At 36.2% G+C, this 22,496-nt stretch carries 24 protein-coding genes; 15 read left to right on the top strand and 9 right to left on the bottom strand.

The features are described from left to right. Positions 1-113: 113 nt before the first annotated feature. The 12 genes from nusB (at position 114) to QUF99_RS21965 (ending at position 12,508) form a co-directional block, all read left to right on the top strand. Positions 114-506 carry a transcription antitermination factor NusB gene (gene nusB / locus QUF99_RS22020; RefSeq protein WP_289372898.1) on the top strand — a complete coding sequence of 131 codons (393 nt, stop codon included), beginning with the start codon at positions 114-116 and terminating at the stop codon, positions 504-506. A 23-nt stretch (positions 507-529) separates the two neighbouring features. Then, the gene (folD, locus tag QUF99_RS22015; RefSeq protein ID WP_289372896.1) at positions 530-1,390 is read left to right on the top strand and encodes a bifunctional methylenetetrahydrofolate dehydrogenase/methenyltetrahydrofolate cyclohydrolase FolD; all 861 of its coding nucleotides are present in this window, start codon (positions 530-532) and stop codon (positions 1,388-1,390) included. Positions 1,391-1,416: 26 nt separating this feature from the next. After that, the gene (gene xseA / locus QUF99_RS22010; RefSeq protein ID WP_289372895.1) at positions 1,417-2,775 is read left to right on the top strand and encodes an exodeoxyribonuclease VII large subunit; all 1,359 of its coding nucleotides are present in this window, start codon (positions 1,417-1,419) and stop codon (positions 2,773-2,775) included. After that, the gene (gene xseB / locus QUF99_RS22005) at positions 2,765-2,995 is read left to right on the top strand and encodes an exodeoxyribonuclease VII small subunit (RefSeq protein ID WP_033672459.1); all 231 of its coding nucleotides are present in this window, start codon (positions 2,765-2,767) and stop codon (positions 2,993-2,995) included. The genes xseA and xseB overlap by 11 nt, the downstream gene beginning before the upstream one ends. Further along, positions 2,995-3,888, top strand: a complete 894-nt coding sequence (locus tag QUF99_RS22000; RefSeq protein ID WP_289372891.1) for a polyprenyl synthetase family protein — start codon at positions 2,995-2,997, stop codon at positions 3,886-3,888. Before xseB ends, QUF99_RS22000 begins: the two co-directional genes overlap by 1 nt. A 386-nt stretch (positions 3,889-4,274) precedes the next feature. Beyond that, positions 4,275-6,167, top strand: a complete 1,893-nt coding sequence (gene dxs / locus QUF99_RS21995) for a 1-deoxy-D-xylulose-5-phosphate synthase (RefSeq protein ID WP_289372888.1) — start codon at positions 4,275-4,277, stop codon at positions 6,165-6,167. Positions 6,168-6,170: 3 nt separating this feature from the next. Beyond that, a complete protein-coding gene (locus QUF99_RS21990; RefSeq protein ID WP_289372886.1) occupies positions 6,171-7,010 on the top strand; it encodes a TlyA family RNA methyltransferase in 840 nt (279 codons plus the stop codon). A 142-nt stretch (positions 7,011-7,152) separates the two neighbouring features. Further along, positions 7,153-7,602, top strand: coding sequence for an arginine repressor ArgR (argR, locus tag QUF99_RS21985; protein WP_289372885.1), 450 nt, complete (start codon positions 7,153-7,155; stop codon positions 7,600-7,602). Positions 7,603-7,879: 277 nt separating this feature from the next. After that, positions 7,880-9,619, top strand: coding sequence for a DNA repair protein RecN (recN, locus tag QUF99_RS21980; protein WP_289372884.1), 1,740 nt, complete (start codon positions 7,880-7,882; stop codon positions 9,617-9,619). A gap of 118 nt (positions 9,620-9,737) precedes the next feature. Next, positions 9,738-11,039 carry a SpoIVB peptidase gene (spoIVB, locus tag QUF99_RS21975; protein WP_289372883.1) on the top strand — a complete coding sequence of 434 codons (1,302 nt, stop codon included), beginning with the start codon at positions 9,738-9,740 and terminating at the stop codon, positions 11,037-11,039. 286 nt (positions 11,040-11,325) lie between these two features. Then, on the top strand, positions 11,326-12,120 hold the full coding sequence (spo0A, locus tag QUF99_RS21970; protein WP_286121862.1) for a sporulation transcription factor Spo0A: 795 nt from the start codon (positions 11,326-11,328) through the stop codon (positions 12,118-12,120). 184 nt (positions 12,121-12,304) lie between these two features. Further along, positions 12,305-12,508, top strand: coding sequence for a hypothetical protein (locus QUF99_RS21965; protein ID WP_289372881.1), 204 nt, complete (start codon positions 12,305-12,307; stop codon positions 12,506-12,508). A gap of 79 nt (positions 12,509-12,587) precedes the next feature. Here QUF99_RS21965 and QUF99_RS21960 read toward each other — a convergent pair whose 3' ends face one another. Next, positions 12,588-12,776 carry a hypothetical protein gene (locus QUF99_RS21960; RefSeq protein WP_289372879.1) on the bottom strand — a complete coding sequence of 63 codons (189 nt, stop codon included), beginning with the start codon at positions 12,774-12,776 and terminating at the stop codon, positions 12,588-12,590. A 392-nt stretch (positions 12,777-13,168) separates the two neighbouring features. Here QUF99_RS21960 and QUF99_RS21955 point away from each other — a divergent pair, with 392 nt between their 5' ends. From QUF99_RS21955 to QUF99_RS21945, 3 genes are all read left to right on the top strand, one after another. Further along, positions 13,169-14,329 carry an RNA-guided endonuclease InsQ/TnpB family protein gene (locus tag QUF99_RS21955; protein WP_289372878.1) on the top strand — a complete coding sequence of 387 codons (1,161 nt, stop codon included), beginning with the start codon at positions 13,169-13,171 and terminating at the stop codon, positions 14,327-14,329. 1,615 nt (positions 14,330-15,944) lie between these two features. After that, positions 15,945-16,379 (top strand): hypothetical protein, encoded by a 435-nt coding sequence (locus QUF99_RS21950; RefSeq protein WP_289372876.1) that lies wholly within the window; start codon positions 15,945-15,947, stop codon positions 16,377-16,379. Positions 16,380-16,458: 79 nt separating this feature from the next. Then, entirely contained in the window at positions 16,459-16,782 is a 324-nt protein-coding gene (locus QUF99_RS21945; RefSeq protein ID WP_289372874.1) for a hypothetical protein, read from the top strand. Here the strand turns inward: QUF99_RS21945 and QUF99_RS21940 are convergent. The 8 genes from QUF99_RS21940 to QUF99_RS21905 all read right to left on the bottom strand — a co-directional run bounded on the left by QUF99_RS21940 (position 16,738) and on the right by QUF99_RS21905 (position 22,453). Then, complete coding sequence (locus tag QUF99_RS21940; RefSeq protein ID WP_289368369.1) at positions 16,738-17,661, bottom strand: IS3 family transposase; 924 nt, start codon at positions 17,659-17,661, stop codon at positions 16,738-16,740. The two genes, QUF99_RS21945 and QUF99_RS21940, sit on opposite strands and share 45 nt — an antisense overlap. Beyond that, positions 17,601-17,921, bottom strand: coding sequence for a helix-turn-helix domain-containing protein (locus QUF99_RS21935; protein ID WP_289368028.1), 321 nt, complete (start codon positions 17,919-17,921; stop codon positions 17,601-17,603). The genes QUF99_RS21940 and QUF99_RS21935 overlap by 61 nt, the downstream gene beginning before the upstream one ends. Positions 17,922-18,289: 368 nt before the next feature. Continuing rightward, a complete protein-coding gene (locus tag QUF99_RS21930; protein WP_289372872.1) occupies positions 18,290-18,604 on the bottom strand; it encodes a Phr family secreted Rap phosphatase inhibitor in 315 nt (104 codons plus the stop codon). Then, positions 18,604-19,701: a response regulator aspartate phosphatase gene (locus QUF99_RS21925; protein ID WP_289372870.1), complete on the bottom strand. Its 1,098-nt coding sequence runs from the start codon at positions 19,699-19,701 to the stop codon at positions 18,604-18,606. Before QUF99_RS21925 ends, QUF99_RS21930 begins: the two co-directional genes overlap by 1 nt. A gap of 510 nt (positions 19,702-20,211) precedes the next feature. After that, positions 20,212-20,709 (bottom strand): AbiJ-NTD4 domain-containing protein, encoded by a 498-nt coding sequence (locus QUF99_RS21920; RefSeq protein WP_289374737.1) that lies wholly within the window; start codon positions 20,707-20,709, stop codon positions 20,212-20,214. A gap of 342 nt (positions 20,710-21,051) precedes the next feature. Beyond that, on the bottom strand, positions 21,052-21,390 hold the full coding sequence (locus QUF99_RS21915; RefSeq protein ID WP_289372868.1) for a hypothetical protein: 339 nt from the start codon (positions 21,388-21,390) through the stop codon (positions 21,052-21,054). 80 nt (positions 21,391-21,470) lie between these two features. Further along, positions 21,471-21,578, bottom strand: a complete 108-nt coding sequence (locus QUF99_RS21910; protein WP_289374736.1) for a YjcZ family sporulation protein — start codon at positions 21,576-21,578, stop codon at positions 21,471-21,473. A 728-nt stretch (positions 21,579-22,306) separates the two neighbouring features. Next, complete coding sequence (locus QUF99_RS21905; protein WP_286121854.1) at positions 22,307-22,453, bottom strand: YycC family protein; 147 nt, start codon at positions 22,451-22,453, stop codon at positions 22,307-22,309. Between the last annotated feature and the right edge of the window lie 43 nt (positions 22,454-22,496).

Here is a 22,496-nt window from a genome sequence, read left to right as displayed (position 1 = left end):
TTATAAGGTTGAAAAATCAATGAAAACTGTAAGAGTAAGTAAATTGACGGCTTATAAATTATAATAATATAACAAAACATAATGAAAGACTTGAAGTATAAAGGAGAGTTACAATGAAACGTAGGACGGCTAGAGAAAGAGCCATGCAAGCATTATATCAAATGGATATTACCGGAGAATTAGATCCGAAAGTAGCGGTGGAAAATACGCTAGAAGAAGGCGAAGAAACAAATGAGTTTTTAGAATCACTTGTCTTTGGTTGTGTAGAACAAAAAGAGACAATTGATGAATCTATTCGTCAAAATTTAAAAAAGTGGAAATTAGAACGTATTAGTATTGTGGATCGCAGTATTTTACGTCTAGCTGTGTATGAAATGAAGTACATGGAAGAGATTCCACACAATGTAACAATTAACGAAGCGATTGAAGTGGCAAAAACATACGGGGATGATGAATCTCGTCGTTTTATTAACGGCGTTTTATCTAATATAAAAGATACACTGTAATTTCTTTAAGGGGGAATCTTAAAATGGTAGCAGTAATCATCAAAGGAAATGAAGTTGCGGAGAAAAAGCGAGTACAACTAAAAGAAGAAGTTGTAAAGTTGAAAGAACAAGGGATTGTACCAGGACTAGCGGTTATTTTAGTTGGAGAAGATCCAGCTTCTCATTCCTATGTGAAAGGGAAAGAAAAGGGCTGTGAACAAGTTGGGATTTATTCAGAGTTAATTGAGTTTCCAGATACAATTACAGAGGAGCGTTTGCTAGCTGAGATTGATCGCTTAAATGAAGATGACCGTATTAACGGTATATTAGTGCAATTACCTTTACCGAAACATGTTGAAGAAAAAGCTATCATTGAAAGAATTTCGCCTGAGAAGGATGTAGATGGTTTCCATCCAATTAGTGTTGGTCGTATGATGACAGGGCAAGATACGTTTCTACCATGTACACCACATGGTATTGTGGAGTTAGTAAAAGAGACAAATCTTGATATTTCAGGAAAACACGTTGTTGTAATTGGAAGAAGTAATATTGTAGGAAAACCAGTTGGTCAGCTATTTTTAAATGAAAATGCGACTGTAACATATTGCCATTCTAAAACAAAAAATATAAAAGAGTTATCAAAGCTAGCTGACATTTTAATTGTGGCAGTTGGAAGAGCGAAGATGGTAACAGCTGATTATATAAAAGAAGGCGCAGTAGTAATTGATGTTGGTGTCAACCGTTTGGATACAGGGAAATTATGTGGCGATGTTGACTTTGAGAATGTCCTGGATGTAGCAGGTTATATTACCCCTGTTCCAAAAGGAGTCGGTCCAATGACGATTACAATGTTGCTTCATAATACAGTAGAATCTGCAAAACGCGCAGGTGTTGTTTGTAAATAATTTGAATCGGCTATGAGGAGAGAAAGATGGAAAAGCAATATTTAACCGTTACAGCATTAACACGCTATATGAAAACAAAAATAGAGTACGACCCGCATCTGCAGTCTGTTTGGTTAAAAGGAGAAATTTCAAATTTTAAATTTCATAGCCGTGGTCATATGTATTTCACATTAAAGGATGAAAATGCAAGAATTGCGGCGGTTATGTTTGCGGGTCATAACCGCAATATCAAGTTTAGACCAGAAGATGGAATGAAGGTACTTGTAAAAGGGAAAATTTCTGTCTATGAAGCAAGTGGTTCATACCAAATTTATGTTCAGGACATGCAGCCTGATGGTGTTGGTAATCTGCACCTAGCTTATGAGCAATTAAAGGTTCGCCTGGAGGAAGAAGGTTTGTTTTCTCGCGTTTATAAACAGCCGATGCCAGCGTATGCAAAAACAATTGGTGTCATTACATCACCAACAGGAGCAGCAATTCGAGATATTATAACGACGATTACACGCCGTTATCCAATTGGAAATGTTATTGTATTTCCGGTACTTGTACAAGGGGAGTCTGCGGCTCCCTCGATTGTACAAGCGATTCGAAAAGCAAATGTGATGAATGATATAGATGTACTCATTGTTGGACGTGGCGGTGGTTCTATTGAAGAGCTGTGGGCTTTTAATGAAGAAATGGTTGCACGGGCGATTTTTGCAAGCAAAATCCCAATTATTTCAGCGGTTGGACATGAAACTGATTTTACAATTGCTGATTTTGTTGCGGATTTACGTGCGCCAACCCCAACAGCAGCAGCAGAACTTGCAGTCCCGAATATACTTGAATTAGAGGAGAAAGTGCTGCAACGTACACTTCGTTTACAAAGAGCAACGAGAGAGATGTTACATAAAAAACAAGAACGACTACAAGTACTGCAAAAATCGTATGCGTTTCGCTATCCAAGGCAGCTGTATGAGCAAAAGGAACAGCAGCTAGATCGAACGCTTGAGCAGCTTATACTAGCAAAAGAACGTTATGTAGAGAAAAAGGTAAATCAATTGCAACAATTCTCATTTTATTTAGAAAAACATCATCCTTCTCAAAAGATTGCGCAAACAAAGACGGCGATTGAAGCACTGCAAAAGCAATTGCAACGTGAAATGCAAACAGTGCTGCAAACGAAAGAGTTTACGTTTGTGAGAGCAGCGCAAAAATTAGAAGCGTTAAGTCCACTTAAAGTGATGATGAGAGGGTATGGGCTTGTATATAGTGAGAAAAAGCAAGTTTTAAAAAGTGTGAACGATGTCGGTGTTGGTGATGCTATTTCAGTACAATTACAAGATGGGATACTAGATTGTAACGTACGGGGTATAGAGGAGCGTGATTTGAACAATGGAAAATAAATTAAGCTTTGAAGAAGCGATCTCGCAGCTTGAACATCTCGTTTCTAAGCTTGAACAAGGCGATGTTCCTTTAGAAGAAGCGATTTCCTACTTTAAAGAAGGTATGGAATTGTCTAAGCTATGTGATGAGAAATTGAAAGATGTACAAGAACAAATGGCAGTTATACTCGGGGAGGATGGAGAACTCCGACCATTTACTGCTTTAGGAGATGAAGCATAGTGGTATATGGAGCTTTTGATGCTTTTGTGAAAGAGAGTAAGACTTTCGTAGAAGAACAGCTTGTACGCTATGCAAATCAATTACAATGTCCAAATGTGCTTCGCGAAGCGATGGCATATTCATTGGAAGCGGGCGGGAAGCGTCTCCGTCCGTTACTTTTATTTGCAACGTTGCAAGCGTTTGGAAAAGAAAGAGAACTTGGAATTGGAGCAGCTTGTGCTCTTGAAATGATTCATACATATTCGTTAATTCATGACGATCTGCCATGCATGGATGATGATGATTTAAGACGAGGGAAGCCGACAAATCATAAAGTATTTGGTGAAGCAATGGCTGTTTTAGCTGGTGATGGGTTGCTAACATATGCCTTTCAAATTGTGACAGAGTATGACCACCCAGAAATCTCTGCCCAAACAAAGCTAAGGCTTGCACTGGAACTTGCAAAAGCAGCAGGACCGGAAGGAATGGTTGCAGGGCAAGTGGCGGATATGGAAGCAGAAAGAAAACAGCTTATGCTTGAAGAATTAGAATATGTTCATAAGCATAAAACGGGACGGTTATTAGAATTTGCTGTATTGGCAGGAGCGTTGCTTGCAGGAGCTACAGTAGAACAAGAAAAAAATTTGATTACATTTGCAAAATACATTGGACTTGCCTTTCAAATTCGAGATGATATTTTAGATGTAGAAGGAACAGAAGAAGAGATTGGAAAGCCAATTGGTAGTGATGTCTCAAATGAAAAAAGTACATATACAACGTTATTTACTGTAGATGAGGCAAAACGTATTTTAGAAGAAACGATTGTCAAAGCAAAAGATGCAATTGCATCTTTACAATTACAAGACGAATATTTACTATCTATTTGTGATTTAATTGCAAAGCGCAATAACTAGTATAAGAGCGTTTTCATTTGTTGAGTCATTCATCATTTTATGGTATAAATGTAGAAAAAGGTTTTTCTTTTCTTGTTATTGGCAAAAATAAACCTAGATCACGTTGCCGTTATCACTTTGTGTTAGCGGCTCTTTTTTCATCGTATAGAAAAATTACTATCAATGGAACCTTCCATTTCTATCGATGATAAGTTGAACCAATCAGCTTCTTATGGAAAGTGATTTTCCACTTTCTCTGAACATGGAGAAGAATTGCTTACTGTCTGCTAGAGCAGGATAAAATAAAGCAGAATTTGAAAGATAGCGAAGTATTTCTTGTGTTGTGTAAATATTTTTTATAATATTTGACATGTTGACAGATTATGAAACGAAAGTGAGTGATCCATGTGGATCTAACGCAAATTCAAGACCCTAGTTTTTTGAAAGATATGTCTATCAATGAACTAGAGGCATTGAGTGAGGATATTCGTAAGTTTTTAATTGAAGAGCTCTCTCAAACAGGTGGACATATTGCTCCTAACTTAGGTGTAGTAGAACTCACAATTGCTTTGCATAAAGTATTTGATAGTCCGAAAGACAAATTTTTATGGGATGTAGGACATCAATCCTATGTGCATAAAATTTTAACAGGGCGTGCAAAGGAGTTTGGCACATTAAGACAATATAAAGGTCTGTGTGGTTTTCCAAAACGTTGCGAGAGTGAACATGACGTATGGGAAACCGGTCATAGTTCGACTTCATTATCTGCTGCAATGGGAATGGCACTAGCACGTGATTTGAAGAAATCGAAAGAGTATGTTGTACCAGTTATTGGAGATGGTGCATTAACAGGTGGAATGGCCTTAGAAGCACTCAACCATATTGGGCATGAAAAAACAGATATGACGGTTATCTTAAATGACAATGAAATGTCGATTGCTCCGAATGTTGGTGCCCTTCATAATGTGCTTGGACGTTTACGTACTGCTGGAAAATACCAGTGGGTAAAAGATGAACTTGAGTATTTACTAAAGAAAATCCCGGCAGTGGGTGGAAAAGTTGCAGCAACTGCTGAGAGAGTAAAAGATAGTTTGAAGTATTTACTTGTATCAGGTGTCTTTTTTGAAGAGTTAGGATTTACGTATTTAGGTCCTGTTGATGGTCATAATTACGAAAATTTATTTGAAACACTTCAATATGCAAAGAAAACAAAAGGCCCAGTACTTGTCCATGTTATTACGAAAAAAGGAAAAGGGTATAAACCGGCCGAAAGTGATGTTATCGGAACTTGGCATGGAACAGGAGCATACAAAATAGAATCTGGTGATTTTGTAAAACCGAAAGAAGTTGCACCGGCCTGGAGTTCTGTTGTAAGTGAAACTGTCCGTAAGCTTGCAAGAACTGATGAACGCATTGTTGCGATTACACCGGCAATGCCAGTAGGCTCTAAGCTTGAAAAATTCCATCAAGAATTTCCAAATCGTATGATTGATGTGGGAATTGCTGAGCAGCATGCAACAACAATGGCTGCTGGAATGGCAACACAAGGAATGAAGCCTTTCTTAGCAATTTATTCAACGTTTTTACAAAGAGCATACGATCAAGTTGTACATGATATATGTCGACAAAATTTAAATGTCTTTATTGGAATTGATCGTGCTGGATTAGTTGGAGCTGATGGTGAAACGCATCAAGGCGTATTTGATATTGCGTTTTTACGTCATTTGCCAAATATGGTACTTATGATGCCGAAAGACGAAAATGAAGGTCAACACCTAGTGTATACAGCGTTGCAATATGAGGATGGTCCAATTGCACTACGCTATCCGCGCGGGAATGGTCTTGGAGTCCCGATGGATGAAGAGCTAAAGGTTATTCCAATTGGGACATGGGAGACGCTCAAAGAAGGTACACAAGCGGCAATTTTAACATTTGGTACAACAATTCCGATGGCAATGGAAGCGGCAGAGCGTCTTGAAAAAGCTGGAGTTTCTGTGAAAGTAGTGAATGCACGTTTTATTAAACCGATGGATGAAACGTATTTACATGAGCTACTTGGAAAAAACATGCCAATTTTAACAATTGAAGAAGCCTGCTTAATCGGTGGATTTGGTACAGGTGTAGTAGAATTTGCTTCAGAGCATGGTTATCATCAAGCTTTAATTGAACGAATGGGTATTCCGGATCATTTTATTGAACATGGTAGTGTCTCCAAACTATTAGAAGAAATTGGTTTAACGACAGAGGCTGTTGTGAACCGTATTCATACAATGATTCCATCAAAACAAAAAAGGGCGTAACAAATGAGTGTAAAAAAAGAAAGAGTAGATGTACTATTAGTAGAACGAGGGCTTATAGAAACGCGTGAAAAGGCAAAGCGTGCTGTTATGGCAGGGCTTGTATATGCAAATGAAATGAGACTCGATAAGCCAGGGGAAAAAATTCCGCAAGATACGCCAATTACGGTAAAAGGACAAGTGATGCCGTATGTGAGCCGAGGCGGTTATAAACTAGAAAAGGCATTAGAGACATTCCATCTTGATCTCCAAGATAAAATCATGTTGGATATTGGTTCATCAACTGGTGGCTTTACCGATTGTGCTTTGCAAAATGGGGCAAAGCTGTCCTATGCTTTAGATGTAGGATACAATCAACTTGCATGGAAGCTTCGGCAAGATGAGCGTGTCGTTGTTATGGAACGAACGAATTTCCGGTATGTAACACCGGCTGATTTAGAGCGAGGATTGCCGCAGTTTGCTAGCATTGATGTTTCGTTTATATCATTAAAATTAATTCTTCCCGTTTTAAAAACAATCCTTACTCCAAATGGTGATGTTGCAGCGTTAATTAAGCCGCAGTTTGAAGCAGGACGAGAACAGGTTGGGAAGAAGGGAATTGTCCGCGATCGTAAAGTACACGAAGCGGTCGTAGAAATGATTGCCCGATTTGCAGTGCAAGAAGGATATGATGTTGAAAACTTAACATTCTCTCCGATTACAGGTGGAGATGGCAATATTGAGTTTTTAATTCATTTAAAATGGCACGGAGAACGCGAGAACGGTGAGAATCACTCTCCGATGTCTGTAGAGCAAATTGTAACAGAAGCTCACGCAGCTTTAAAACAAAAAGGAAAGGAGGAATAACAGTTGTTATTCCTCTTTTTGTTGGAATTGTATAATGATTGTAAAAACAATTATGTACAAGTAAACGATTATACGTTAACATAAATAAGTGAAGTATACGAATACTTAAACTAAGGTAAGAGATAGTGTGAGGTGCAAATGTATGAATAAAGGTCAGCGCCATATTAAAATCAGAGAAATTATTGCGAATAAAGAAATTGAAACACAAGATGAATTAGTTGATATTTTACGTAATGAAGGCTTTAACGTAACGCAAGCAACAGTATCACGTGACATTAAAGAATTGCACTTAGTAAAGGTGCCATTACACGATGGTCGCTATAAGTATAGTTTACCAGCAGATCAACGATTTAATCCGTTACAAAAATTAAAACGCAATCTTGTTGATTCGTTTGTGAAATTAGACACGGCAGGACATATGCTTGTGCTAAAAACATTACCTGGTAATGCGCACGCGCTCGGGGCACTTATTGATCATCTAGAATGGGATGAGATTGTTGGAACTATTTGTGGTGATGATACTTGCCTGATTATTTGCCGTATGCCTGGAGACACAGGTGTTGTATCTGATCGCTTCTTAAATATGCTGTAACAAAAAGAATCTTGTCTACTTTTTTGCTAAAGACAGCGGAAAGTAGGCAAGATATTTTTGTTATGGAGAAAATGGATGAAAGCTAAGTAGGATGTATGGTTTTTCCAGGCTGCTTTACAGAAATGAGTACATTGACCGGTAAAACGAATGTTTGGTACAATGGAGCGGGCTAGAAGAGCCGGTTTTATATACAACATATATAAGATAAACATTGAGTGATATTTGCTCAGCGAAAGCCCTTTTTAGGGGATTAGTTTATAACGAGGTGAATGGAGCATTGTTATCGGAATTATCGATTAGAAACTTTGCTATTATTGAGTCATTAAATATTTCTTTTCAAAAAGGTTTAACAGTTTTAAGCGGTGAAACAGGCGCAGGAAAGTCGATTATTATCGATGCGATTAGCTTGCTTGTTGGAGGTCGTGGTTCAGCTGAATTTGTACGGTACGGTACAGATAAAGCTGAAATTGAAGGGCTATTTTACGTGGAAGATGAAAAGCATCCATGTATTACGAAAGCTGAAGAGCTGGATATTGAGATTGAAGATGGAATGATCATTTTAAAGCGTGACATTTCCGTTAACGGAAAAAGTGTATGCCGTGTCAATGGAAAGCTTGTTACATTAAGTATATTAAAGGAAATTGGTAAAACGCTTGTAGATATCCATGGACAACACGAAACACAAGATTTAATGAATGAGGAACGTCATTTGTTTATGCTCGATCATTTTGATGGAAATCGTATTGTCAATCAGTTAGGAAAATATCAAGATGTATATGGTGAATATGAGCAATTAAAGAAGCAATTGCGATCTTTGACGGAAAATGAACAGCAAATGGCACATCGTCTAGATTTAATTCAATTCCAATTAGAAGAAATTCGAAATGCAGATTTGACAGTGGATGAAGAAAATGAATTAGTTGAAGAACGTCTTAAAATTTCTAATTTCGAAAGAATCTACAAAGCACTTGGTGATGCATACCGTTCACTAAATGAGGATGGATGTGGTCTTGATCATGTGCGAAATGCAATGGGGCAAATGGAAAGCATTACGCATTTAGATGAGGCATATCAAGAGAATTATGATACGATTGCAAATAGCTATTATGTATTGGAAGAAGCTGCATATCAGCTTCGAGAAAAGCTGGATATGATGGAATATGATCCAAATCGTTTGGATGAAATTGAAACACGTTTAAACGAAATTCGTATGTTAAAGAGAAAGTATGGAAATACTGTAGAAGAGATATTAGTGTATGGAGATAAAATTGAGCAAGAAATTTTTACAATTGAAAATAAAGATGTGCATATTGAAACGACGAAAAAGAAATTAAAAGAATTAGAAAAAATTATTTTAAAGGAAGCAACAGTGTTAAGTGATATGCGTCATGATCTTGCAGAGCGCCTAACCATTGCTATCCATCAAGAATTAAAAGAACTATATATGGAAAAAACAAAATTTGAAGTGAGAATCACAAAAAGAGAAGGCGTTGTCGATGATCCTCTTGTAGAGGGTATTCCAGTGAAACTCACATCAGATGGATATGATCATGTAGAATTCTATATTTCAACGAATCCAGGTGAACCGTTAAAACAACTTTCAAAAGTCGCTTCTGGCGGTGAGTTGTCCCGTATTATTTTGGCGTTGAAAAGTATTTTTTCTAAGCACCAAGGCGTTGCATCTGTCATTTTTGATGAGGTAGATACGGGTGTGAGTGGACGAGTTGCACAAGCGATTGCTGAAAAGATTTATCGCGTATCCGTAAACTCACAAGTGCTTTGTATTACGCACTTACCTCAAGTAGCGTCGATGGCAGATTCACATTTATTTATTCGTAAACAAGTTGCGAACGATCGTACGATTACATCAGTTACTGTGTTAAGTACGGATGAAAAAGTAACAGAAATTGCTCGTATGATTTCCGGTGTAGAGATCACGGATTTAACGACGGAACATGCAAGAGAGTTGCTCACGCAAGCGCATCGTTTTAAACAGACAGCAGAGGCTATCCAATAATGGATAGCTTTTTTGCTCAAAATATGATTTCTTAATTCTTCCGGTTATAAACAAAGCGTTGCAAGGAGAAATTAAAAAATGAAGCCATTAGGCTGAATGTGAGGTAGGAGCGAGGAGAGTGAATGGATTGAAATCAGAGCAATTTCGAAAAATAATAGGTCTTTGTCTCCTTGTTTCGCTAATTTTTATCGGATGTTTTAAACCGTTACGTACGTTTATCACATTTCCAAAACAACTGGTTATCTTTGAAGGACAACAATCGGAAGTAACATCATTGCCTGTCTTTCAAGCTTCATCGACAAATCAAAGCATTTTTACAGTAAGTTCTAATACGAAGCAGCATGAAGGGCTCACACTAAATTCGCATCAAAACGGCGAGGCGGATATGGTCTTTCAGCTTGCTGGCTTTCCTGTAAAAAAAGTAAATGTAAAAGTGTTAAAAGACTTTAGAGTTATTCCAGGTGGACAATCGATTGGAGTAAAGTTAAATACAAAAGGTGTACTTGTGGTTGGGCATCATTTAATTCAAACAGAAAGAGGGAAAGTATCTCCTGGAGAGTTAGCAGGTGTACAAGTAGGGGATATGATTACAGAAATTAATGGGAAGACAATTGAGCGCATGAGTGATGTAGCACCTTTCATTCATGATAGCGGGAAAACAGGTGAACCACTTAACCTTGTCTTATTACGAGATGGTAAATATATTCGAACGAAATTGACGCCAGAAAAAGATAATGGTGAAGCATCTTATCGAATTGGTTTATATATTCGTGATTCAGCAGCTGGTATCGGGACAATGACTTTTGTTCATCCAGATTCCATGAAATATGGCGCACTTGGCCATGTGATTTCGGATAATGATACGAAGAAACCAATTCAAGTAGAAGATGGACAAATTGTTCGTTCGACAGTTACTGCTATTGAGCGTGGTAGCAATGGGAATCCAGGAGAAAAATTAGCAAGATTTTCACCAGATCGTGAAATAATTGGTAACATTACAACGAATAGCCCGTTCGGTATTTTTGGGAAATTAAATACTGGAGTGAAAAATGGTGTCATGGATAATGCGATGCCGATTGCTTTGTCTAACCAAGTAAAAGAAGGGCCGGCAAAAATGTTAACAGTCATTGATCAAGATAAGGTAGAGGCATTTGATATTGAAATTATAAGTACTGTGCCACAAAAATTTCCGGCTACAAAAGGAATGGTTGTTAAAATTACAGATAAACGCTTATTAGAAAAAACAGGTGGCATTGTCCAAGGGATGAGTGGTAGTCCTATTGTTCAAGGTGGGAAAGTAATTGGTGCGGTAACACATGTATTTGTAAATGATCCAACTTCAGGGTATGGTGTTCATATCGAATGGATGCTACATGAAGCGGGAATTAATATTTATGAACAAGAGAAAAAAGCAAGCTGACAAAACATCAGCTTGCTTTTTTCTTGAGAAATTCGTTGAAATGTTGTAAAAGCTCCGCAAGAGCTGTTTTTTGTTGTAAAATGAAAGGAAAGAATAAACATTTTATTGTAATCCTGTGAAGGAATGTGTAAAGAAAGAAAATAAATGAGCGATAAACATATTTTTTTGTGATTTTATTGGAAGTTAAGAAACTTTAAAGGGAATTTTCACACAATTGTCGAACAATTCATGTAGCCTAGAAGCTTACACATGTCGGGAGAATCAATTCGGTAAGGGAGGAAAAGCAGTGGAAAAAATCAAAGTATGTCTTGTGGATGATAATAAAGAACTTGTATCAATGTTAGAAAGTTATGTTGCTGCTCAAGATGATATGGAAGTAGTCGGAATTGCTTATAATGGTCAAGAGTGTTTAAACTTACTAAAAGAAAAACAACCAGATGTGCTTGTTTTAGATATTATTATGCCACATTTAGATGGCCTGGCGGTACTAGAAAAAATGCGAAACATTGAACGACTGAAGCAACCCAATGTCATTATGCTAACGGCGTTTGGTCAAGAAGATGTAACGAAAAAAGCAGTTGATTTAGGTGCTTCTTATTTCATCTTAAAGCCATTTGATATGGAGAATTTAACGAGTCATATTCGTCAAGTAAGCGGTAAAACGAGTACTACAATTAAACGCCCACTGCCATCTTTCCGATCTGCAACAACAATAGATGGAAAACCGAAGAACTTAGATGCAAGTATTACGAGCATTATTCACGAAATTGGTGTGCCAGCTCATATTAAAGGATACATGTATCTGCGAGAGGCAATTTCTATGGTATATAACGACATCGAACTACTTGGATCTATTACGAAAGTCCTATATCCAGATATCGCGAAAAAGTACAATACAACAGCAAGCCGTGTTGAACGCGCAATCCGCCATGCAATTGAAGTAGCTTGGAGTCGCGGGAATATTGACTCCATTTCGTCCTTATTTGGTTATACAGTATCCATGTCAAAAGCGAAACCTACGAATTCCGAATTTATCGCCATGGTTGCGGATAAGTTGAGACTTGAACATAAGGCGAGCTGAGGATAGGTATATTAAGGGCTTGAGAGTATTTCATAACAAAATTTAATAGCCAAAAAATTACATATGTAAGCAATAAAGTACATAGGTAATTGGCGGTTAATTTTAAAACCTCCTATTTATTGGATTGAAATTTTTATTCCAATAGCTAGGAGGTTTTTTTTTTGTATGAATAACTTTCAGATGAATGTCGAAAATTTTTTACTTCATTGACGTTGAATCGCGTTTAGGCATGAAACCAATTGATATGCGTAGCCGTCGTTTGGTGGATTACAACCCAGCACAAAACTATTATAAAGGGCTTCACCCAATCATTACCGTTGAGAATGTTCGTGCGGCTTATTACGGAGAATTAGATTATTACACAAAACAGTATGCAGAACAAAAATAACGAAATTATAGAAAAAGCAAGTTTCGTGCTTGCTTTTCTTTTTATAGAATCAAGATTATTTTAAAAAGTATTTTATTCTTTATTTTTCTTCTTTTTTTTCTATATTCCATTCATCGCCCCAATAAATTTCAATTGTATCTCCCGCTTGCATATTTTTATAAGCAGGTATTTCAACTTTAATCCCTTCAATTACATCTTTTTCATCAATTGTGTTATTTGTTTGAGGCTGTAATTTCTTTTCTGAATCATTAGATTTATTAGTAGTCATACAACATCTCTCCTGTTTAATTAAATAATTACTACGCACCCCGATATTATTTCTGTTTTATGTAAACTTATACCTTCCACATTAATCAGTATTATTTAGCGTCGTTATGAGGATAATATGGGCGTTTAAAGGACGGTGCATCATGACCCCACTATGTCTTCGCGAGTTAGTGTGACAATTTAACAGTACTCCAACAGAAGTCCCCTTCCTCAAGCACGTGCAGGGCATAGCCCAGATGGTAGGGAGGGGATGAATGTTGGTCGTGCATAGCACGAAATTTCTATTTCCTTTTTATGTCACATCATGTATGATAGTACTAGAAATAGATGCGAACGTGTATTCTGTTTTGTGTTTAGGCATCTGAAACACTACAACGAAAAAAGAGGAAGGTGATGACAATGTTGCTAAGTCAAAAATACGAAATTTTCCCAACGAAAGAACAAAAAGAAACGTTAGACCGTTGGCTCCAATATTGTCGTCAAACCTATAATTCTGCTCTTTTAGACAAACAGAGAAAATATAAAGAAAACAAACAATCCTATACACGTTCTGACATGCAAAAGCAACAAACAATAGATAAGAGGACCTATCCTTTTCTAAAAGAAGTGCCATCACAGCCATTACAAGAAGTGTTTTTACGACTGAAAAAGGCATATGATGGCTTTTTTTGTGGGGATTCCAAATATCCAAAATTGAAAAAGTATAAAGAATATAACAGTCTCACTTTCCCACAATTTGGATTAAAACCAAATGGAAAGCATCGTCTCGCCATGTCTTTTTCTGACAATGGAAAGCTATATAGCACAAAGCTAGGAGAAATTGATATCCTTCTTCATCGTCCGATAGAAGGAACCATTAAACAACTGATTATCAAACGCCAATCCAAGAGATGGTACGCTATTTTTAGTGTTGAGAGACAAGTTGTACCTTCCTCTATTGATATGGCAAATACAATTGGTGTAGATGTTGGACTAAACAAATACGCTGTTCTTTCAAATGGAACGGCATTTGAAAATCCAAGATTTCTTCGTCAAAAAGAAAAGCAACTGAGGAAAGCACAGCGTAATCTTTCGAAGAAAAAGAAAGGCTCTGTGAACTATAACAAACAAGTAGAACGGATTCGACACCTTCACGAAAAGGTAGCAAACCAAAGAAAAGATTGTTTACACAAATTAAGTTATCATCTTGCCCAAAAATATTCGGTGATTTGTATGGAAAATCTCGATATCCGAAACATGGTTCGGAATCGAAAGGTAGCGAAGTCAATTTCTGATGCGGGGTGGGGTGCTTTTCGCGGTATGCTTCTGTATAAGTGTAAGAAATTTGGAAGTCTACTTGTGAAAGTAGACCCAGCATACACATCGCAAGATTGTTCTGGTTGTGGAAATCGTGTGAAAAAATCGCTTTCTATTCGGACACATATTTGTGCAAAGTGTGGAACGGTATTAGACAGGGATCATAATGCGAGTCTAAATATTTTGCGAAAAGGGTTAGAGCAATTACTTGTGAGAACGACTGAAACTGTAGGGCAAGGTTGTGTCCAAACAGTATAAACGACGCCTGTGGAGAGTATGTAAGACTGCTTGGGTAACCTCCAAGCAGCAACGCTCTATGAAACAGGAAGCCCCTTCTTCAAACAACTCGTAAGAGTGTTAAGGAGGGGTCATTCACTTTGCATACTATTTCTTAGTGAGTGACATAATGTCACGGGCTATTTTTCAAAGGCGGAGCTATGTATTTGACACCCCGTACCTTATTTCTAAGCCCGCTAGTATAAACGGTGGGGATTGTTACGGTAGGTTAGTAACGTGTGTCAGTGCGGCTACTGAACTACTACAGACGTAGTCTATAACAACCTGTTAATGCCTAAATACCGCAAAGCGTTGGGCTTACGATGTATGGTTAAGCGATGGTATGTCCTGCCCCCCTACATTATAATCATTGTTATCTAATAGTATTATGATGTATCATAACTCCATCGTTTATGATACAACTATTCTAGTTAGATACTTACAATAGTTTAGTATTGATTTAATAATGATTCGTTTGTCTCATAACTTTGTATCAAAACCTTTTAATATATTTTGTTTTAAATTATAAAAAATATTTATTATTTCTTCGTTCATCCTTCGATTGTTGTACATTATCAACATAGTAATGAGACATTAAATAAATTATGTATATAAAAATTTAAACATTCTGAAATTACATTCACGGCGGGGGACGCCGCCCTTAGTTTGCGGGGTAAAGGGTTCTGAAAATACACAAAGCAAATTTCGGGCAGGAACGAGAACCCGCGATCAGTAAACGTTAAACAAAATTTTATAACAAAAAATTACTCGGTTTTGGGAATCAACATCTTCGAAATTGCCCAATCCATGTCTTCGGGTATGTCATTGCTTCATCGTGTATAACGAATAAAGGAATCTTGTCGAGAATGAATCATTATTTTCTCCTTTTTAAGTCGTATTCTACGTTATAAAGCTGAACCAAAAGAAAATTTAACGAGACATGCCGAAGACCTTTTTGGTAGACGACTTTCTCGTTTTGCTAACATTGTATGAAGGAGTGTAATACTTTTGAGGGTACAAGAAATAATAGAACGGCTGAATAGTGGGACCACATTGGTAAACTTAGCAAAGGAAATAAACGTTTGTAAGAATCGGTTAAGAGATGCGTTGTAAGAATTGGAGTTCATTTATAATGTATTAAGCGGAGAATGGGTATTTAAAGGGATTATCTCTAAGTATTTTGCTTCATCTATATTTGAATTCGTTCCACCAAAAGATAAAGTTATATTTTCAGTAGAACAGCTTTTGACGCTGAAAAATCTTGCTAACAAACAGATGAGTGACCAGAAGACTGACAAATGTAGAGACGAACTATACAACAGAATTACAAGCATGCCTGATGAGGGTATGTATTGCACCAACATATTGATAAAGAAGTCTGTAGGACACCGACTAGATACCTTTGCAAACAAATTGAAGCTAAATGAAAGTGATATTCTTTCATTGGCGTTATCAGATTTTCTTGATAGGTATGAGATTAATTAAGTAGGTTAACCATACATTTTTTTATTAATCACAAATTATGTGTCACAAAATGATAGCACTCGTACGAATAGAGGATGTAAAACAAAAAACATCTATTCGGAGGTATTTTATAATGACAAATTTAATTAAGAACGAAGAAACTTTTATTATTGACGCTAACGTTCGTGAATCTTACATGAACCGAGTGGACATATTGGAAAGAGTAAAAGGATTATTACTATTACCAAATTTAGAAATGGCAACGACACAACAAGTTGCTGATTTTTATGAAGTTCCAGTGTCTACTTTACCTACTGTCATATTGGAAAATAAGGATGAATTAGTTTCGGACGAATATATCAGTCAGACAGGGAAGGAAATTAAGGGTAACTTAGGCAGTCCGAAAAACGGACGCACTAACATCGTTAATAAACGTGGTCACTTTTTAATTGAAACGGATAATGGCTTTGGTAAAATGTCGAACAATACATGCGATCTTACGCGTTGGAATGCTGTTAAGAGGCAGCGACATCGCAAAGGAAGTCCGTACACAACTTTTAAACATTGAAGAGAAAACGACAACGGAAGTTAAAGTCGCGGATATTAACGAGGAACAAGCGTTACAAATTGCCGTAGGAAAAGCCCTTATGACGGGGGATATAAATGGATTGACACAAGCCACAACAGGTCTAATGGCATTTAAAAATCGCCATACTGCTGAAGTGGAAACCAAAATACAAGAACAAAAGGTGGTTATTAAAACGTTAGCTAAAGAGGAAGTACAATATAAAGCCCCTGGAAGGCTTCTTCTTAAACTGGTTCGTCACTATTCCATAGTTGTTCACGGTACTATTAGTGCAAATAGAGGGTGGATAGACTGGTCTTACCCCTGTCAAGTAGACAGTAAAAGATTAGATGCCTTTTCATTAAGCAGCCTTAGTTCCAAATTCAGCAGGACTAAGGTTGTTTAATTTTTTTTGGAATCGTTTGTTATTGTAATACCTCATATATCTTCTAATGGCTTTGAAAACTTGCTCTTTTTCATGAAACTCATTTCTGTAAAAACATTCTGTCTTAAAATGACTAAAAAAACTCTCTACACATGCATTATCATAACAATTGCCCTTCCTAGACATACTTACATTCATTTTGTATTTTTTAAGTAATAGGTTGTATTTTTTGGACGTGTATTGATACCCTTGATCGCTATGTAATACTGTTCCGTGGACATTTCTTTTTCTTAAGGCCTTATTCACTGTGTCTATAACTAATTTTAAATTGTTGCTTTCGCTTACTTGGTAGGCTACAATTTCGTTATTATAAAGATCCATTATCACTGAAAGATACATACGCTTACCGTTAAAAGTGAGATAGGTTATATCTGTAACCCATTTTTCATTTGGCTTGCTGGCTGAAAATTCCCTGTTTAAACGATTTTTTGATACGACACATTGTTCTTTTAAGCCAAAATGCCTCCACTTTTTCTTTCGAATCTTAGCTTGTATCCCCATTTTCTTCATTAAACGGTACACTCTTTTATGATTTATCTGTAAACCACAATACTTTTTGAGCCATGTACAAACTCTTGGATAACCAAAACTACCATTTATATCTGGATCTAGTTCGCATTCCACTATTTTGGACATAATAAATTGGTCTTCCTTCATCTTTTCAGAGGGATTAGTTCTTCTTTTTTCCCATTTGTAATATCCACTTCTTGAGACCCCCGCAATTTCACAAAGAAACACAATTGGAAAGCTATGCTTTAATGTATGAATGATCTCGTATTCTATTGATTTGTCTCTTTTGACCTCATCTCCTTTTTCGCAGCTAAGAGCTTTTTTAAGTATGCATTTTCTACTTCTAATCGTTCTATTCTATCATCATGACTTGTTTTTATTGAACTTGCATTTGTTTGTCTAGATCTCCCTCGTTTTTCTTGTAGGCCAAGAATACCCTCACTATTGTAGTTTTTAATCCATCTGTCTATAACTGAATATGTAACTCCTAATTCCCTTCCAATTAATTTACTACCCATTCCTCTATGTAAGTACATTTCAATAGCTTTCATTTTAAAATCAATCGAAAAAGTTCTTCTAATTTTCCCCATAAAAAAATCCCCTCCATAATAAACAGTACAGTAACTTTCTTTCAACTGTCTACTATGAGGGGATAATACCAGACCTTCGCCGTCATCTTGTAAACAAGTTGGAGAAAGGGATTAATCTGAAGTCTCGAAGGACTAATGCAAGAAAAAGTAATCCTAGGGCTTCATACATAAGTGTTATCCATCCTGAAGAATTTAAAATCATTATTCCTGCAATGGTGGGGATATGTGTGAGTAGTGGCGTGGACGTTTCTGATATTATGAAAGATGCCCAAGAAGTATTGCAAGAAGCTGTGATTTAATTCGTGGCTTTTATTTTTACAACAAAAAAGAACGCCTAGTGTGAGGGTTAGCGTTCTTTTTCTCGTTAATTAAATTGCTTCGCTGTGTGTATTCGTAGGTGCAGGTGGTCTTCCATGGTCATAAGCAGGTGAACCAGTGTTACCATCAGCGTTTGCAGGTGCACCACCATAATCACCATGTTCTTCTAGTTTACTTATACCCCCTGTGTGTCCTTCTGAGTAAGTAGGTGCAGGCGTATCACCTACGTTGTACGCTAAATCTGGTCTTTGAGGTGCTGGAGTGTCACCTTTGTTTAATGTCGAAAATTCTAGGTTGTTGTTAACTCCAAAAGCCATAATTCCAGCTAACGCTAATCCTGTTATGGTTAATCCAATCTTTTTCATTACTTTAACGCCCCTTTAGCTAATAATTTTTTTCTCGCTTCATTACTCATGTAGAAATATTTGCTTGCTTTTACATGGTTTTCCTCAGCATAAAATTTATTTGCTAGTCGTTCTGCATATTCTTCAATACAATCCCATAATTCTTCTTTTTTAAAGTATGAAACTCCTGCTAATACAGCAGTTTCTAATTCTAGAGTATTAGAGGACTTGTTTAATTTTTCTAAAATCTTAAAGCGATATTGATACTCTTTGTTTTCTAACTCGTTACAGATGGTTAAACCTTTTTTGATTAATTGAGATGCAATTTCTGTTTCGCCTAATTTTATATTTTCATCAGCTTGTAAATATAAAGCTTTAAAATGGTTTGGCATATTTTCCGTAACTTCTGATAAGTGACGAATTGCTAAAGATGAAAGATTCTGATTCGCATACATTAATCCGATGTTATTTCTAACACGTAGTAGTAATGTTTTTTCATTTTTCTTGTTTAGGCTATCTATAGCAGTGTTAAAGCTTTCTTCGGCTTGTTCAAATTGTCTTAAATCTATACAAGATAACGCAAAAATGTTATCACATAAAGCTACATTGATTTCGTAGCCCACATGTTTAGAAAATATATCTTTTGCCATTCGTACGTAGTCAATTGCTAAAAGTGGTTTGTAAACTTGATAATAGAACGAAGCCAAACGATAATTAAACTCCGCTTCCTCTAATTCGTTGGATACAACATACATTAATAGCTTTTCTGCTTTTTCAAAATGTTCTCTCGCTTCATTGTAGTCTGCAAGAATTGTGCTGTGAACTGCTTTGAAGAAGTGGTAATAATAAGAAAGAAAGCTGTTATTAGGTATTTTGAAGGAATTAATTTTATCGAAGCTATCTTTTGTGATGTTAAGTCCATCTGTTAATACTTTATATCTGAAATCTAGTAAGGAGTAATATAATAATAAATTTTTATCTTCTTTTATATTAGTAATCTTCTCTTCAATTTCTGTTTTTAAGTTAGTTGCTTTTAATTCCTGTTGCTGTAACATCGCCTGATACCAGTCATTTAGCAACTTTGTAACCTGTTCATTCCCCTTCATTTGAACGTTCATGAAATCCCCTCTCCTTTTTTGAATATTCTTATAAACAATGATAGCAAGAATAAAATGTAATAGAAATTGAATTTCAATATTTCTCAACATTTGTTTAACAATTTTATTTTCAATTATATAACTAATCGTATTCATTCACTTTACTCAGTAAATTCAAATATTTGGTACAGTGAAATAATTCTATACGAAAGAATTAAATATGGAATGGACGGCTTCTTAAGTGCTGTCTTTTTTAAGCGATAAGAGACGTTGGTGTACGGTTTTTCCGAACGTGGGAACGACCTAACACCACACTAAAAACTTGAACAGGTGAGCCTATCCAATGTCGGAAAGTAAGGCGTAGACACGTTATACGCGTTCCCTGTTGAGCTTGTGTCTAGTCTAGGTGAGGACTGCCATAAAAGGTCCGGACGGTTGCTTGGCGTACTAAGGTACGGGTAGCGATGAACAAAGAAAGACGTAATTAGGTTACGAGTAATTAAGGATAACGTCAGTAGTACGATTCCTTCCCTAAGTCTTTCGGCAAGTAGGACAAGCGTTGCTTGTAAAAAGTTCGTTGTAGGTGAAGACCGGCGTTCCAACAGCACTGATAGATTCTTTAATTGAATTTATATAATCTGGATTGCTTCGATCCGCCATTAAGTGTAACGCTTGTTCTATGTGTCTGTTTACGAAGGTTTTGCTACTTTTAAAGTTAATGGCATTTTCAATAGATTCAATTTCTTGTTGAGAATTAATTCTAACAAGAGTTTTATCGGCAAATCTATACGTGGATAATTCGCGTTCTAAGATTCTATTACATTCTGTTTTAAATGCATTAGCTATGAGATCCGATTTAAAATTTTGAGTCGTAAATTCGATAAAATCATAAACTTGATACCATTCCATATTCATAAAATCTTTTTCTATTTTCTTGAACCAGCTATGAAAACTATTCGGTATTTGGGTTAAAGGGCGTTTAAAGAAATTATACCATTGATTTACAATAAACCTATTGAAAAAGTCCATAGGATTGTACACAGTGATATATGCTGATCGGTCTTTTGCTATCCCAGGCGCCTGAAAAATTCGCGTATCAAAAATAACTTTGGGTCTAAATTACGAGATAATACTCTACGTTTTATGAGTTGTAAATCGTTTTGAATGTATTTGTATTACTTCGGATATACGTACTCAATTTCGCTGATAAATTTCTAGGGAAACCGGCTTTAAAATGCAAGATAATGGGGAAACTTAGTAAACTCCAAAAGAAATATGTATTAGATTTCAGCTAGTGATGTGTATGTTTACATGAAATAATAAAGAAAAGCCGACTCCTTGTCAGGAATTGGCTTTAATAAATACCTTACTCTAGTTAGAGTCATGGTTTCGCAAGTAATTTTCATACTCTGCTAACCATACTAACATCAAGTTTTTTAATTCAATAGTTTCAATTTCACAAGTATTTTCTTCATCTTCATAATAACGGTGTATAATTTTTGTGTAATCTGCTTTTATTTCTAAGTTACAACTATTTCCGCTTATCTCAAGAAAATCTAATTCTCTATTTAATACTTTATCTAAATACTGTATACCATGATTGCTATGAATATCATCTTCTAATAAATCTGCAACTAAAGAAATTTTTTCTGGTAGTTCAATCATTAAGGTATTCAAGGGACCTTCATAAATTCTATATGTATATTTCATAAGCAAATATTGTCTCCTTTATAAATTAATAGAGTGGATTTCGACAAAGAAAAAGCACCCAAATGAGTGCTTTTTCTTTGTTAGTATCCGAATCCGCCACCGCCGCCCCAACAACTACATCCAATAATGATTAACAGGATGAACAGCACGATCAGTAAAGCGAATCCGCCACCAAATCCAGATCCCATGTTTCTTCCTCCTTTTGTTAAGGAGATAAAACTAATAGGTGATTGACTGTTTAACGGATTCACATTATAGCTTATGTTTAGTGATGACAAATGAGCAGGTCCTTTAAAGAATAAAGAAAAGACACTCAAATGAGTGCCTTTCTCTGACTTGAAACCACTTTAATTTTAATAATATCGACTCAAATCTATTTTACCATATTTATCTATATTGTTTGTTGAGAAAATCCAATTCAAATCAGTATTTTAATTCTAAGTTTTCTTTCTAATGGCAAGTATGCTGGTGATGAGATAGCTAAGAAAAACAAAACCGAGGAACAAGAATATATCTTACATTTCTTCGGTGATGAAGCTATGAAACTCCAAGATAAGCAATGGAATACAGAAAATCGATTATAATTGAGCCATAGAAGTGAGCTACGAGTTTTTCGTGGTTTATTTTTTGATTTTTTTATGTACTATGTTTATCCCGCATTAACGGGCAGTAATACCTCCACCTCAAAGTTCGATAGGAAGCAAAGAAGTTAGGCGGGGAATGAAGAAAACCCCCACTGATTAAAGTTTCACTTTATTAAATGGGTTTTATCTCGATATAAAATGTACGTGATGAGTAAAGAAGTCGTTGTATTTGAGTAATTTTGCATATTTTATTGAAGAATTCTCGCGTGATATAATAAAATGAGGAAAAATACAGTGTGTCATAATAAAAAGCCCTGTAGAACAGGACTATATTATTCTTCGTCTTTCGATTGTTTTTCTAACTCAACTAATTTTTGAATTAAAATATGTTGAGGCATATGCATAAGTTGCTCAAGAGGAACACCAAGAGCTTTTGATAATCGAACTGCCGTATCTGGAGAAATTTGTAATGGTTTCATAGAAGTACCTCCTTTTTCGTATAGTATAGCATAAGATTGGGGG

This window comes from Bacillus sp. DX4.1 (assembly GCF_030348195.1).
Taxonomy (GTDB): domain Bacteria; phylum Bacillota; class Bacilli; order Bacillales; family Bacillaceae_G; genus Bacillus_A.
Note: the sequence above shows the minus strand (reverse complement) of the source record. Positions and strands in the feature narration are given on the sequence as shown.

Coding starts and splice junctions, on each gene's coding strand:
- nusB (WP_289372898.1), top strand. CDS start 114: ATGAAACGTAGGACGGCTAGAGAAAGAGCCATGCAAGCATTATATCAA.
- folD (WP_289372896.1), top strand. CDS start 530: ATGGTAGCAGTAATCATCAAAGGAAATGAAGTTGCGGAGAAAAAGCGA.
- xseA (WP_289372895.1), top strand. CDS start 1,417: ATGGAAAAGCAATATTTAACCGTTACAGCATTAACACGCTATATGAAA.
- xseB (WP_033672459.1), top strand. CDS start 2,765: ATGGAAAATAAATTAAGCTTTGAAGAAGCGATCTCGCAGCTTGAACAT.
- QUF99_RS21990 (WP_289372886.1), top strand. CDS start 6,171: ATGAGTGTAAAAAAAGAAAGAGTAGATGTACTATTAGTAGAACGAGGG.
- argR (WP_289372885.1), top strand. CDS start 7,153: ATGAATAAAGGTCAGCGCCATATTAAAATCAGAGAAATTATTGCGAAT.
- QUF99_RS21965 (WP_289372881.1), top strand. CDS start 12,305: ATGTCGAAAATTTTTTACTTCATTGACGTTGAATCGCGTTTAGGCATG.
- QUF99_RS21960 (WP_289372879.1), bottom strand. CDS start 12,776: ATGACTACTAATAAATCTAATGATTCAGAAAAGAAATTACAGCCTCAA.
- QUF99_RS21955 (WP_289372878.1), top strand. CDS start 13,169: ATGACAATGTTGCTAAGTCAAAAATACGAAATTTTCCCAACGAAAGAA.
- QUF99_RS21950 (WP_289372876.1), top strand. CDS start 15,945: ATGACAAATTTAATTAAGAACGAAGAAACTTTTATTATTGACGCTAAC.
- QUF99_RS21945 (WP_289372874.1), top strand. CDS start 16,459: ATGACGGGGGATATAAATGGATTGACACAAGCCACAACAGGTCTAATG.
- QUF99_RS21935 (WP_289368028.1), bottom strand. CDS start 17,921: ATGGGGAAAATTAGAAGAACTTTTTCGATTGATTTTAAAATGAAAGCT.
- QUF99_RS21930 (WP_289372872.1), bottom strand. CDS start 18,604: ATGAAAAAGATTGGATTAACCATAACAGGATTAGCGTTAGCTGGAATT.
- QUF99_RS21925 (WP_289372870.1), bottom strand. CDS start 19,701: ATGAACGTTCAAATGAAGGGGAATGAACAGGTTACAAAGTTGCTAAAT.
- QUF99_RS21920 (WP_289374737.1), bottom strand. CDS start 20,709: ATGGACTTTTTCAATAGGTTTATTGTAAATCAATGGTATAATTTCTTT.
- QUF99_RS21915 (WP_289372868.1), bottom strand. CDS start 21,390: ATGAAATATACATATAGAATTTATGAAGGTCCCTTGAATACCTTAATG.
- QUF99_RS21910 (WP_289374736.1), bottom strand. CDS start 21,578: ATGGGATCTGGATTTGGTGGCGGATTCGCTTTACTGATCGTGCTGTTC.
- QUF99_RS21905 (WP_286121854.1), bottom strand. CDS start 22,453: ATGAAACCATTACAAATTTCTCCAGATACGGCAGTTCGATTATCAAAA.